The organism is Acidovorax sp. GW821-FHT09A11 (genome assembly GCF_059418365.1).
In genome coordinates this window covers 818,213-831,720 of record NZ_JBWKPS010000001.1, presented here as the reverse complement: position 1 = coordinate 831,720, position 13,508 = coordinate 818,213, and the positions used below count along the sequence as shown (strand labels likewise).

The 13,508-nt window shown below is 67.3% G+C and carries 11 protein-coding genes and 2 riboswitches; of the genes, 1 reads left to right on the top strand and 10 read right to left on the bottom strand.

The features are described from left to right. Positions 1-273: 273 nt before the first annotated feature. A complete protein-coding gene (locus tag AC07PV_RS03790; protein WP_218295236.1) occupies positions 274-936 on the top strand; it encodes an NAD(P)H-dependent oxidoreductase in 663 nt (220 codons plus the stop codon). A 108-nt stretch (positions 937-1,044) separates the two neighbouring features. Here AC07PV_RS03790 and AC07PV_RS03785 read toward each other — a convergent pair whose 3' ends face one another. From AC07PV_RS03785 to AC07PV_RS03740, 10 genes are all read right to left on the bottom strand, one after another. After that, positions 1,045-2,424: an MFS transporter gene (locus AC07PV_RS03785; protein ID WP_494629440.1), complete on the bottom strand. Its 1,380-nt coding sequence runs from the start codon at positions 2,422-2,424 to the stop codon at positions 1,045-1,047. Further along, a complete protein-coding gene (locus tag AC07PV_RS03780; protein ID WP_494629438.1) occupies positions 2,414-3,703 on the bottom strand; it encodes an acyltransferase family protein in 1,290 nt (429 codons plus the stop codon). Before AC07PV_RS03780 ends, AC07PV_RS03785 begins: the two co-directional genes overlap by 11 nt. Before the next feature lie 49 nt (positions 3,704-3,752). Further along, positions 3,753-4,814: a MerR family transcriptional regulator gene (locus AC07PV_RS03775; RefSeq protein ID WP_494629437.1), complete on the bottom strand. Its 1,062-nt coding sequence runs from the start codon at positions 4,812-4,814 to the stop codon at positions 3,753-3,755. A gap of 8 nt (positions 4,815-4,822) precedes the next feature. Next, positions 4,823-5,227 (bottom strand): FKBP-type peptidyl-prolyl cis-trans isomerase, encoded by a 405-nt coding sequence (locus tag AC07PV_RS03770; RefSeq protein ID WP_218338724.1) that lies wholly within the window; start codon positions 5,225-5,227, stop codon positions 4,823-4,825. 174 nt (positions 5,228-5,401) lie between these two features. Continuing rightward, positions 5,402-8,311, bottom strand: a complete 2,910-nt coding sequence (gene gcvP, locus AC07PV_RS03765; protein ID WP_494629435.1) for an aminomethyl-transferring glycine dehydrogenase — start codon at positions 8,309-8,311, stop codon at positions 5,402-5,404. A gap of 70 nt (positions 8,312-8,381) precedes the next feature. After that, positions 8,382-8,756, bottom strand: a complete 375-nt coding sequence (gene gcvH / locus AC07PV_RS03760; RefSeq protein WP_218295223.1) for a glycine cleavage system protein GcvH — start codon at positions 8,754-8,756, stop codon at positions 8,382-8,384. Between the two features lie 84 nt (positions 8,757-8,840). Continuing rightward, entirely contained in the window at positions 8,841-10,010 is a 1,170-nt protein-coding gene (gcvT, locus tag AC07PV_RS03755; protein WP_492910574.1) for a glycine cleavage system aminomethyltransferase GcvT, read from the bottom strand. A 10-nt stretch (positions 10,011-10,020) separates the two neighbouring features. Next, positions 10,021-10,142, bottom strand: a riboswitch (glycine riboswitch). Between the two features lie 13 nt (positions 10,143-10,155). Then, a riboswitch (glycine riboswitch) is annotated at positions 10,156-10,253 on the bottom strand. Between the two features lie 30 nt (positions 10,254-10,283). Then, entirely contained in the window at positions 10,284-11,579 is a 1,296-nt protein-coding gene (locus tag AC07PV_RS03750) for a TRAP transporter large permease (protein WP_218295221.1), read from the bottom strand. Further along, positions 11,576-12,088 (bottom strand): TRAP transporter small permease, encoded by a 513-nt coding sequence (locus tag AC07PV_RS03745; RefSeq protein WP_218295220.1) that lies wholly within the window; start codon positions 12,086-12,088, stop codon positions 11,576-11,578. Before AC07PV_RS03745 ends, AC07PV_RS03750 begins: the two co-directional genes overlap by 4 nt. 205 nt (positions 12,089-12,293) lie before the next feature. Further along, on the bottom strand, positions 12,294-13,268 hold the full coding sequence (locus tag AC07PV_RS03740) for a TRAP transporter substrate-binding protein (protein WP_218295219.1): 975 nt from the start codon (positions 13,266-13,268) through the stop codon (positions 12,294-12,296). Positions 13,269-13,508: the final 240 nt, after the last annotated feature.

The window sequence follows — 13,508 nt, the reverse complement described above, 5'->3', positions numbered from 1 at the left end:
GCAAGTGTACGCCCGTGAGGCCTGGCCCCTGGGGGGCCCACGGCGTAACCCCTGGACGCACAAGGGAGCCGCCGCAGGGCACCCCCCGCGAAGCGGCGCACGCGAGCGGGCACGGACCGGTAACCCGCATTTCAAGGGCCGATTGTTGGCCAAATGGGAACAATGCTTTTCCCGGGGATGGCTTACCGAACCGGGGGTGTTTGCCTACAGTTCATTACACCGGGCCCTTGTCACCCATGCCCTGCAAATACCCTTTCACCACAGGATTCGACCATGACCACCCTTGATACCACTGCGGCCGCCCAGCCCCTGCTGAACAAACTGCAATGGCGCTATGCCGCCAAGAAGATGAACCCCGCCAAGGCGGTGCCGCAGGACAAGGTCGAGCGCATTCTCGAAGCCGCGCGCCTCGCCCCCACCTCCAGCGGACTGCAGCCCTTCGAGATCATCGTGGTGACCGACCCCGCCGTGCGCGCGCGCATCCAGCCCATCGCATGGAACCAGGCGCAGATCACCGACGGCTCCCACCTGCTGGTGTTCGCGGCATGGGACAACTACACGGCCGAGCGCATCAACATGATGTTCGACCTGACCAATGACCAGCGCGGCTTCAAGAACGAAGGCTGGGAAAACTACCGCCAGATGCTGCTCTCCAGCTACCCCCAGCGCGATGCGGAAGTGAACTTCCAGCACGCGGCGCGCCAGGCCTACATCGGCATGAGCGCGGCCCTGATTGCCGCCGCGTTCGAGGAGGTGGACTCCACGCCGATGGAGGGGTTCGACCCCAACGCGCTCGATGAGATCCTGGGCCTGCGTGCACGCGGCCTGCGCAGCGTCTCGATTCTCCCGCTGGGCTATCGTGCCGAGGAGGGCGACTGGCTGGTGAGCCTGAAGAAGGTGCGCCGCCCCCGCGAGCAGTTCGTGACCGAGGTCTGAGCCCGGCGGGGTTTCCCGCGTGCGCCTGCGCTAGGCAGCTTGTCCCAGGCCTCGTGTACCGACCCTCCCGGCCGCCCCCTTCCTTGGGTGCGGCCGGGTTCTGGGGTTTCAGCGCACCGCCGCAGGTGCATCGCTCACGCGGCGCATGGGCGTCAGCACGAAGGCCAGCGCCGCCAGCACGACCAGCGTGCCGCCGCTGGCCGCGAACAGCTGGGCCAGCGTGATGCTCTTCATCACCCAGCCCGTGACGGCGGCGGAGATGGGTGCCAGGCCCATGAAGATGAACATGAACAGGCTCATCGCGCGGCCCAGCAGCGCGGGAGGCACGCGCTGCTGGATCCAGGTGAACACGCTCACCTGCATGAAGCCGCCCAGCAGGCCGATGGCGAGCATCAGCACAGAGCCCTGCCACACGGCCGTGATCAGGCCCATGGGCATGAACAGGGCGCCGATGACCGCATCGAACGCGAGGATGGTCATGCCCAGGCTGCCGATGCGCAGCCGGGGCACCATGCCGGACACCACCATGCCCAGCAATGTTCCCGCGCCATGGGCGCCCACCATGATGCCGAAGGCCGCCGCGCCCAGCTGCGGCGTGCTGCTGGCCAGCACCGGGATGGCGATGTGGATGGGCCCCATGATGAACAGGGCAATGGCGCTCCAGTAGAGAAAGCAGGTGCGCAGCTCGCCGTCGCGCCAGAAATGCACCAGGCCTTGCGCCACCGATGACAGCACGGCCTGCGGGGCCGCCGCGGGCTGCGGCGTGCCGCCGTGGGTGCGCACCTTGGAGAGCGTCCAGGCCGACAGCACAAAGCTCAGTGCGTCCAGCGCGAAGGCCAGGCCAATGCCGGTGGCGTTGGCGCGGGTGCCGCCATGGCCGCCGGCGCCGGCCGTGGCGGCGTCGCCAAACAGCGCGATGAGCAGGCCCGCGAGCAGCGGGCCCAGGAACATCGTGAGCTGGCGCAGGCCCAGGTTCACGCCATTGGCGGCCTGCAGCTGGTGGCGGGCCACCACGTGCGGCATCATCGCGACCCCCGCCGGGATGCTGAACGCCGTGGCCAGGCCAATGCCCAGCGACAGCGCGTACACCAGCCACAGCGTCAGGCTGCCGGCCAGCACCAGGGCGGCCAGCACGGCCAGCAGCACCAGGTTGATGTACTTGGTGATCATCAGCACCTGCTTGGGCGAGTGGCGGTCCACCAGCGCGCCGCCGATCAGGATGAACAGCGCGCGCGGCACGCTGATGAGCGCCAGCACGGTGCCCAGCACCAGCGTGTCGCCGGTCATCTGCAGCACCAGCCAGGGCAGGGCGATGAGCGTGAACTGGTCGCCCAGCATCGAGAGGAATGCGCCGCCGGTCAGCCAGCGGAAGTTGCGGTCCTTGAGCAATGCGGCGCGTTGGTCCGGGCCTGCCGGGCTTGCCGGTGCGGGCCGGGCGTGCTCGGCGCGCGGCGGCGGATTGTCGCGGGTGGGGGTGTCAGTGGGCATGGGCAGGTTCTCCAGGGTAGGGGCGGGAATGGCGGTGGCCGTTGAGCAACTGGCCCACCGCGGTAAAGCGGACATACAGGTGGTAGCTGGCCAGGCACAGGGCCGTGGTCGCCAGCACGTTGAGAAAGATCTTGGCCGTCGCGGGGATCGGCACGCCGTACAGCAGCGCGCCAAAGCCCACCGTCAGCGGCAGGTGCACCAGGTACACCCAGTACGCGCTGTCTGCCAGGTAGGCCAGCCAGGCCCTGGGCCGCGCCACATGCCGCAGAAACAGGCCGATGAGCGCAAAGCTCCACAGCCAGGACGCCGCGTTGTAGGCCAGCGCCATCCAGAACTGGAGGTGCCGGGTGGCCGACACGGGTGCGGCCAGCACGTCGGTGAAGCCACCGGTCAGCAGCACCAGCGCAAAGGCCGATGCTTCGGGCTGGGCCAATATCTCCGACAGAAACCCGGTCACCACGAAGCACGCAACACCCGCGGCGGCGAACACCGGCCACAGCCGTTCGTAGCGCGCCATCAGCCGTCGCCGCTGGGCGTACAGGCACAGGCCGAATGCATAGAACAGGCCGTTGTGCACCCATTCCGCGAGCGGCGGCAGGAAGGACCCACTGGGTGTGACGATGCCGTGGTCGTAGTGCGCGCCGATCCAGGCCAGCGGCAGCGTGAGCACCACCCCACCCACCGGCGATGCGCACAGCCATGCCGCGATGGCCTGCAGGGCGCGCTGCGCGGACTGTGGCAGCGCCCGGGCCATGGCCCACACCGGTGGGGTGAGCAGGGTCAGCCACAGCAGCATCCACAGGAACCACAGGTGCATGGTGGGCGGGCCTTGCGGCACGTTGGGGCCCCGGGGCAGCAGGCTGCGGTCCACACCCCAGGTGCCGTGCGCCATGCGGTGCAGGAACATCAGCCCGAGCAGGGTGGTGGCGATGAACAGCGGCGGCCAGAACACCGCGAACGGCAGGCCCAGGCGGCGCACGCGGTGGCGGGCCATGCCGGCCAGCCCACGCTGCTGCACCAGCAGTGCCACGAAGAACCCCGCCAGGATGAAGAACAGCGGCATGCGAAACGCGTGGATCACCGCCACCAGCAGGTCGGCCACGGGCGTGGACAGGTCGTCGTGCCAGGGCAGGGGCGAGGGGGCTGCCATGTACGCGATGGATGCGTGCAGCACGATGCCCAGCCACATCATGGTGGCGCGCAGGTGGTCCAGCGCGTGCAGGCGCCCTGCGGCGGCAGGGGACGCGGGGAGAACGGGAGAGGAAGGGTCGGCAGTCATGGGTCGGTCTGTCAGAAGACCGACTGTCAAGCCTCACGTTGCGTGAGGGTCAAGCGATTTTTACTGCTTTTTTACGGATGGGTGGCGCGGCTGGCCCCGCAGCGGCGGCATGCACGTGGGCGAGGGCAGCGTGCAGGTACGCACGCACGGGCGCGCTCAGTGGCGAGCCCGCCTGCAGCAAGGGCTCCTGCATCGACGCGGTGAGCAGCTTCTGGCGCAGCGCCGCGTCGTTGCGTGTCAGCTGGCCGAACAGCGCATCCCAGCGCTGTGCCGCCGCCGCAGCGTCGGCGTGCTGCGGGGCCACTCCGCGCGCCAGCAGTTGCTGCACCGAGCCCTCCAGCGCCGCCCACTGGGTGTGGGGCACATGGCCCAGCGCGCGCAGGTCGTCGCGGGTCAGGTACTTGTCGAGCAGGTTCATGCGCAGCTTGATGGCGACTTCGACGTACTCGATCATTTCGCCCGGCGGCGCATGGTTGCGGCCGTGGGTGGTGGGCTCGGTGCGGAACATGTGGCCCCAGCGCTCCAGCAGGTCCATGTCGCCGCCCATCCAGTGCAGCATCAGCGCCATCCAGCGGTACGCCAGCGCCTGCACCTCCGGGGCGTCGGGCGGCAGCTGGCGGTCCATGGCGCTCTGCACCAGGTCCTTCACGACCAGCCAGTCGGCTTCGATCAGGCTCCAGTTGGTGAAGATCTGCTTGAGCTCGGCCGAGCTGAAGTACTTGCCATAGGTCGTCATGAGCGCCAGCGCTTCGAGCCAGTTGCCCATGTCGGGCTCGGCCCCTGCCATCAGGCCATCGCGCAGCATGGTCAGGCGGCCGCGCAGTTCGGTGGCTTGCGATATCTGTTGGTCGAGCGCGCGGATCTGCTGGCCGATGATGCGCTCGGGCGCCATGGTGTCGCCCAACAGCAGGTCGCCGATGTCGCTGAGCGGCAGGCCCATCTGCCGCATGGTCTGGATGCCATGCAGCCGCTGCACGTCGGCCTGGCTGTACAGCCGGTAGCCGGCGTCCGACCGGCCCGAGGGCTTGAGCAGCCCGATTTCGTCGTAGTGGTGCAGCGTGCGCACCGTGAGGCCGGTGCGCCGCGCGAGGTCACCGACCTTCAGCAGCATGGGTCTTCTTACTTGCGCACCGAGATCAGCTCGATCTCGAAGTTGAGCGTGCTGTTGGGCGGAATCACCCCGCCAGCGCCGCGCTCGCCATAGGCAATCGCTGCCGGGCAGGTCAGCTTGGCCTTGCCGCCGGGTTTCATGCGCTGCACGCCTTCGGTCCAGCAGGGGATCACGCGGTTGAGCGGGAACTCGGTGGGCTCGCCGCGCTTGTAGGAGCTGTCGAATTCCTTGCCGTCCAGGAACGTGCCCTTGTAGTGCACCTTCACCGTGTCGGTGGCCTTGGGCGATTCGCCCGTGCCTTCCTTGAGGGACTCATAGACCAGGCCGCTGGCCGTGGTGACGGGCTTGGCCTGCGCCATGGCGGCGGGGGCGATCACAAAGCCGGCAAGCAGTGCGCAAAAAAGGTTTCGCAAAGGGGTCTCCTTGGAGGTGGGTGTATCGGACAGCCCGCGATCTTAGTCGCGTTCCGGCGGCTGCCCGTGGGCCGCCGGTGGGGGCCGGGCAATAAAAAAGCTTTCGTGCGGGCAGGCTGCATGAAGGCTTGCGGTGGGCGGGGAGGAACGGCGCCGGGCGCCTGCCCGCTGGGATCAGGCGTAGTCGGAAACCGGGATGCAGCTGCACGCCAGGTTGCGGTCGCCCCACACGTTGTCCACGCGCCCCACGGGCGACCAGTACTTGCTGCTGCGCAGGGCGGCCACGGGATAGGCGGCGGTCTCGCGGGCGTAGGGGCGGGTCCACTGCGCGCCCAGCAGGCTTTGCGCCGTGTGCGGCGCGTTCTTGAGCGGGTTGTCGTCCTGCGGCAGCGCGCCATTTTCGATTTGCCGGATTTCCTCGCGGATGGCGATCATCGCGTCGATGAAGCGGTCGATCTCGAACAGCGTTTCGCTTTCGGTGGGCTCCACCATCAGCGTGTTGGGCACGGGGAAGGACAGCGTGGGCGCATGGAAGCCGTAGTCGATCAGACGCTTGGCCACGTCCTCGGCCATCACGCCGCTGGTGTCCTTGAGGCCGCGCAGGTCCAGGATGCACTCGTGCGCCACATGGCCGTTGGCCGAGGCGTAGAGCGTGGGGTAGTGGTCCTTCAGGCGCGCGCTGATGTAGTTGGCGCTGAGGATGGCCGTCTCGGTCGCGGCCTGCAGGCCCTCGGCACCCATCATGCGGCAGTACATCCAGCTGATGGGCAGCACCGCGGCGTTGCCCAGCGGCGCGGCGCTGACGGGGCCGACCTTGCCGGCGCCCGGCTCCAGGGGCTGGTCGCCACGGCCGGGCTGGCCGGGCAGGTAGGGCACGAGGTCTTCCACCACGCACACGGGGCCCACGCCGGGGCCGCCGCCGCCATGGGGAATGCAGAAGGTCTTGTGCAGGTTCAGGTGGCTCACGTCGCCGCCGAACTCGCCGGGGGCGGCCACGCCCACCAGGGCGTTCATGTTGGCGCCGTCCACGTAGACGCGCCCGCCGTGGCTGTGCACCAGGGCACACAGCTCCTTCACCTGGGTCTCGAACACGCCGTGCGTGCTGGGGTAGGTGATCATCACGCAGGCCAAGTGCGCGCTGTGCAGCTCGCACTTGGCCTTCAGGTCCGCCAGGTCCACGTTGCCATTGGCGTCGCAGGCCGTCACCACCACCTGCATGCCCACCATCTGGGCACTGGCGGGGTTGGTGCCGTGCGCGCTGCTGGGGATCAGGCAGATGTTGCGGTGGCCCTCGCCCTGGGCCTCGTGGTAGGCCTTGATGGCCAGCAGGCCGGCATATTCGCCCTGCGAGCCGGCGTTGGGCTGCAGGCTGATGCCCGCGTAGCCGGTCGCTTCGCACAGCCAGGCACGCAGCTGTTCATCCAGTTCGCGGTAGCCCTGGAGCTGGTCGGCGGGGGCAAACGGGTGCACGCCGGCGAATTCGGGCCAGGTGATGGGGATCATCTCGCTCGTGGCGTTGAGCTTCATGGTGCAGCTGCCCAGCGGGATCATGCTGCGGTCGAGCGCGAGGTCCTTGTCGGATAGCTGGCGGATGTAGCGCAGCATGCCGGTTTCGGAGTGGTGGGTGTTGAACACCGGGTGCGTGAGGTAGCTGCTGGCGCGGCGCAGCCCGGCGGGAATCAGCGGCTCCACGCCGTGCTCGAACGCCTCGAAGGTGGGCAGGGCCTGGCCGTCCTGGGCGAAGATCTTCCACAGCAGTTCGACATCGGCGCGCGTGGTTGTCTCGTCGAGCGAGATGCAGAGGTAGTTCTCGAAGTAGATTCGCAGGTTGGCGCCCATCTGCACTGCGCGAGCAGCTATTGATTTTGTAGCGCTGTCGGTTTTGAGCGTGAGCGTGTCGAAGCAGCCCTGGGGGCGCACGGGGGCGCCCAGCTGCGTGAGTCCCCTGGCCAGGATGGCCGTGTAGCTGGCCACGCGCTGCGCGATGCGTTTCAGGCCGTCCGGGCCGTGGTACACGGCGTACATGCTGGCGATCACGGCAGGCAGCACCTGCGCAGTGCAGATATTGGACGTGGCCTTTTCGCGGCGGATGTGCTGCTCGCGCGTCTGCAGCGCCAGGCGGTAGGCGGGCTGGCCGTGCACGTCCACGCTCACGCCCACCAGGCGGCCGGGCAGGCTGCGCTTGAACTCGTCGCGGCAGGCCATGTAGGCGGCGTGCGGGCCGCCCGCGCCCATGGGCATGCCAAAGCGCTGGGTGGTGCCGACCACGATGTCGGCGCCGTATTCCCCCGGGGGCGTGATGAGCGTCAGGGCCAGCAGGTCGGCGGCCACGATGAAGGCGGCTTGCTTGGCATGCGCCTTGTCCACATCGGCGCGCAGGTCGTCGATGCGGCCGCTGGTGGCGGGGTACTGGGCCAGCACGGCGAAGTAGTCGCCGGCCAGCAGGTCGTTCCATTCCTCGGCGGAATTGGCCAGGCGCACTTCCAGGCCCAGGGGCCTGGCGCGGGTCTGGATGACTTCGATGGTCTGCGGGTGCGCGTCGCCGGCCACCACGAACACATTGCTCTTGCTCTTGACCGAGCGCCTGGCCAGGGTCATGGCCTCGGCGGCGGCCGTGGCTTCATCCAGCATGGACGCGTTGGCGATCGGCATGCCGGTCAGGTCGCACACCATGGTCTGGAAGTTGACCAGCGCCTCCATGCGGCCCTGCGAGATCTCGGCCTGGTAGGGCGTGTAGGCGGTGTACCAGGCGGGGTTTTCGAGAATGTTGCGCAGGATGACGCCCGGCGTGTGCGTGTCGTAGTAGCCCTGGCCGATGAAGCTCCGCAGAACCTTGTTCTTGGACGCCATTGCCTTGAGTTCGGCCAGCGCAGCGGCTTCCGTGGCGGGCCGGGGCAGCGACATCGCGCGGTTGCGCGCGATGGAGCGCGGCACGATGCTCTCGATGAGCGCGCTGCGCGAGGCTTCGCCGATCACGGACAGCATGTGGGCTTCGTCGGCTGCGTCGATGCCGATATGGCGGGGCAGGAACTCGGTGGTGTTCTCGAGTGCGGCGAGGGTGGGCAGGGGGGCTTGGGAGGTCATCGGCGGCGGCACAGTGCAAGGAAACACATTGGCCCGGCGGGGAGGCGCCGGGCCGCGGGGCATCGGAGGGTCAGGCGTTCTTGGCGAACTCGGCGTAGGCGGGTTCGTCCATGAGCGCATCGAACTGCAGCATGTCCGTCACATGGACCTTGAAGAACCAGCCGGCACCCATGGGATCGCTGTTGGCCAGCGAGGGGTCGGCGCGCAGTGCTTCGTTCACTTCGACCACTTCGCCGGTGACAGGCATGTATACGTCAGCCGCGGCCTTCACGGACTCGACCACGCCGGCCACGTCACCCTGGGTGAAGGTCGTGCCGACCTCGGGGAGGTCCACGAAGACCACGTCGCCCAGGGCGTCCTGGGCATGCAGCGTGATGCCCACGGTGGCGGCTTCGTGGTCGGAGATGTCGATCCACTCGTGGTCCTTGGAATACTTGATGGTCATGGGGGAAGCTCCAAAAAAAGGGGTAAACAGAAAAAGTGCCGATGCCAGCCGCCACTTTAGCCGGGCTGGGGCGGTTGCAGAGGGTCAGCCGCGGTGGTAGCGCGCAGGCGTGAACGGCATGGACACCACCTCCATGGGCACGGCCTTGCCGCGCACGATGGCGTTGACGCGCGTGCCGACGGCGGCAAAGGCTGGCGCCACGTAGCCCATGGCCACCGGCTTGTCCACGGTGGGACCCAGCAGGCCGCTGGTCACTTCGCCGATCTTCTGCCCGTCGGGGCCTTGCAGTTCGGTGTGCTCGCGCACGGGCACGCGTTCCAGCGCGACCAGGCCCACGCGCTTGCGCTGCAGGCTGGCGGGGTTGTCGATCTGCGACAGCACCTTGTCGGCACCGGGGAAGCCGCCCGCGCGCGCGCCGCCGGTGCGGCGCACCTTCTGGATGGCCCAGTTCAGCGCCGCCTCGGGCGGGGTGGTCGTGGTGTCGATGTCGTTGCCGTACAGGCACAGGCCGGCTTCCAGGCGCAGCGAGTTGCGGGCGCCCAGCCCGATGGGCTTGACCTCGGGCTGGGCCAGCAGCGCGCGCGCCAGGGTTTCGGCCTGGGACGCGGGCACCGAGATCTCGAAGCCGTCCTCCCCGGTGTAGCCGCTGCGGGTCACGAAGCAGTCGCAGCCCGCAATGGAAAAGTCGCCACCCGTCATGAATACCAGCTTTTCGACGCCGGGTGCCAGGCGCGCCAGGGCGGTGACTGCCTGCGGGCCTTGCAGCGCCAGCAGGGCGTGGTCGGGCATGGGGATGACGTCGCAGCGCTGGCCGATGCGTGCCTGGATGTGCGCGATGTCGCCTACCTTGCAGGCGCCGTTGACGATGACGAACAGGGTGTCATTGCCCTGATTGAAGAACATCAGGTCGTCGATGACCGTGCCTTCGTCGGTGAGCAACAGGCCGTAGCGCTGCTTGCCTACGGGCAGGTCGATCACGTCGACGGGCATCAGGGTTTCGAACGCGGCAGCGGCGCCGGGGCCGACAAGCTTGAGCTGGCCCATGTGCGAGACGTCGAACAAACCCGCCGCGTTGCGCGTGTGCAGGTGCTCGGCCATCAGGCCGGCAGGGTACTGCACGGGCATGGAGTAACCCGCAAACGGCACCATGCGGGCGCCCAGCTCGGTGTGCAGGGCGTTGAGGGGGGTGGTCAGCAGCGGGGCGGTAGGGGTGGTCAAGGCGGACTCCGGGGCAAATGGTGGCCGCGGCCCCATGGGTCGCGGGATTTGCCCTGCTGTCCGCTTTACCTGAGAGATTCACCGCAGCGCCCTGGCTGGCCGCGCGGCTTGCTCCTTCGGTGGATGGGTGCCGTGCTGCACGGTCCATCTCTCTCCAGCAAGGGAACGCCCGCATCACTGCGGGCGGTTGCCAGTCCTTTTGCCTGAGCGTTCGGCTGCTGCCTGCGCCTTCGGCGGCCCCTTTCGTTGAAGGAAGGGGCTCTCTCCTGACGGTCGCCAGTATATCCGCTGGCTGAAGCCGCGCAGACGCTATTTGATGAACCCGAGCACCTTCGGCAGCCAGGTCGACAGCTGCGGGATGAAGGTCAGCACCACCAGCACCACGCCATGCGCCCAAAGGAAGGGCACCAGCTCGCGCACCAGTTGCGACATCGGTACGCGCGAGACGTTGCAGGTGACGAACAGCAGCCCGCCCACGGGCGGCGTGATCATCCCCAGCGTGAGGTTGTAGATCACCACCATCGCGAAGTGGATGGGGTCGATTCCCAGCTTCACGGCCACGGGCGCGAGGATGGGCGCCAGCACCATCACGCCCGGCAGCGGCTCGATGAAGATGCCGAACAGCAGCAGGAAGATGTTCACGATGATGAGGAACATCCACGGCGAGAGGTTCATGCCCACCAGCCAGTCGGCCATCTGCTGCGGAATGCCCTCGATGGTCAGGATCCACGCGAACGCGGCCGACAGCCCGATGATGATCAGCACCGAGGCCGACAGCAGGGCCGAGCGTGCCAGGATGTCGGGCAGCGCCTTCCACTGCAGCGTGCGGTAGACGAACTTGCCGCACACCAGCGCATAGAACACCGCCACCACCGAGGCCTCGGTGGGCGTGAACCAGCCGGCGCGCATGCCGCCCAGGATCACCACCGGCAGCAAAATGGCGGGCAGCGCCTTCCAGGTGGTCTGCAGGATCTCGGCCAGCGGCGGCATCCGGCCGTCGCCCTTGTAGTTGCGCTTCTTGGAGACGTGGAAGTTCACGACGCACATGGCCACCGCGATCAGCAGGCCCGGCAGCAGGCCGGCCACGAACAGCGCACCCACCGACACCGTTTCATCCTGCAGCGCATAGATGATCATGATGATGGACGGCGGGATGATGGGCCCGACGATGGCCGTCGAGGCCGTGAGAGCCGCCGCGTACGAACGGTCGTAGCCGGCCTTGTCCATCATGCGGATCAGCATCGACCCCGGCCCCGCCGCATCGGCCAGCGCCGAGCCCGAGATGCCCGAGAAGAAGGTCAGCGAGACCACGTTGGTGTAGCCCAGCCCGCCGCGCTTGTGGCCCACGAACTGCCCGGCAAACCTCAGCAGCACCTCAGTCAGCGAGCCGCCGCTCATGAGTTCGGCCGCGAGGATGAAGAAGGGCACGGCCATCAACGGAAAGCTGTCGATGCCGGTGAAGGTTTCCTTGAGCAGCACCATCAGCGGGTAGCTCTCGGCCAGGATCAGCGTGGCCGCGGTGGCCAGGCCCAGCGCAAACGCCACGGGCACGCCCATGGCCAGGAACAGGCAGGCCGAAACGATGAGGATGATGGACGCGCTCATAGGGAGGCACTCGCATTCGCATCGAAGTGTTCATCGGCCGCAAAGTTGCGGTCGAGCACGTAGCCGCGCACGATGAACAAAAAGTGCACGATCAGCAGCACGCCGCCGATCAGCATGGCGCTGTAGATGTAGGCGAACGGGATCTGCGTCACGGCCGTCATCTGGAACATGGTGCGCTGCATGTACAGCCAGCCGTACCAGACCATGAAGCCGAAGAAGGCGAACAGCAAGGCCGCGACCACGGCACGCAGGGCGATGGCGCCCGCGCGGGGCAGGGCATCCTGCAGGTTCTCCACCGCGATGTGGCCGCCATAGCGCAGCACGGGGCCGGCGCCCAGGAAGGTCAGCCAGATCATCATGTGGCGCGACACCTCCTCGGCCCATTCGAGCGAGTTATGGGTGACGTAGCGCATCACCACGTTGGTGAAGATGATGATGGACATGGCCGCCAGCAGCAGGATCAATGCCCAGCGGTTGGCGGCCAGAAAATAGCGTTCGAAGGTTTTCACGGGACGGTATTGGACAAGGGCGTGCAGGGTCAAAGCAAAAGCGCCCGGCGCCTTGTGTGGGCCGGGCGATGCGGGGCGCGGGTCAAGAGCGGCTCATACAGCCCAGCGAAGCGGTCCTGGTAAGGCGTTGCGTCGCAGAGAGTACAACCAGTACGGCAAGACGCAACAACGACGCCAGGAGGGCTGTGTGAGTCGCTCAAAAGAGTTAACGAACGTCCTGGATCTTCTTGATGTTGTCGGCGCCGAACTCCTTGGCGTAGCCCACATAGGCGGGCTTGAGGGCTTCGCGGAAGGCCGCGCCGTCCACCGTCTTGGTGACCTTCATGCCTTGCTGCTCCAGCAGGGCGATGCCGTTGTTCTCGTCGTCGTTGACCTTCTTGCGCTGGGCCACCGAGGCGCTCTTGGCGGCGTCGGTGAAGACCTTCTTGTCCGCATCGTTGAGCTTGTTCCACACCTTGGGCGAGAGCAGCAGCAGCGCCGGCGAGTACACGTGGCCGGTGAGCGACAGGTGCTTTTGCACCTGCGAGAACTTGGCCGACAGGATCACGGGGATGGGGTTCTCCTGGCCGTCCACCGTGCCCTGCTGCATGGCGCCGAACAGCTCGGGGAAGGCCATGGGCGTGGGCAGGATGCCGAAGGTGCGGTAGCCGTCCATGTGCACCTTGTTCTCCATGGTGCGCATCTTCAGGCCCTTGGCGTCCTCGGGCTTGACGATGTCGCGCTTGCTGTTGGTCATGTGGCGGAAACCGTTCTCCGTCCAGGCCAGCGCGATGATGCCCTTGCTCGGGAACTTGGTCAGGATGTCCTGGCCGATGGGGCCGTCCATCACCTTGCGCGCATGGTCGTAGTCGCGGAACAGGAAGGGGATGTCCACGATCTTCACTTCGGGCACGAAATTGCCCACGGGGCCGGTGGAGGTGTTCACCAGGTCCTGCGTGCCGAGCTGGATGGCCTCGATCTGCTCGCGCTCGCCGCCCAGCGCAGAGTTGGGGAAGTACTGGCACTTGTAGCGCCCCTGCGTGCCCTTCTCGACTTCGTCGCAGAAGACCTTGGAGCCCACGCCGTAGTGCGAATCGGGCGCCGTGGCGTAGCCGATCTTGAGCGTGGTGGTCTGCGCGCTGGCGGTGGCCATCAAGCCGAGCGCAAGGCCCAGGCCCGCAGCGAGGGAAGTCAATTGCATGGTGTCTCCTGTGAGTATGTTTCTTGCCGCGCCCCCTTGCACGCACCAGCGGAAAGGGTGCTGGCAGCATGGGTTGGCGGTTCTGAAAATTATGGCGCTGCAGCATGGCCCCGAGCATCGGGGTTTGTGCTGGTAAGCGTGCTTATTAACGCGCTGGAAGGAGGCAATCGTCGCCGGGGCGACAAAGGCAGGCTGCTGGCCTGGGCCAGGCAAGGGGGAGGGGGGAAGGGGCAGCCGGGC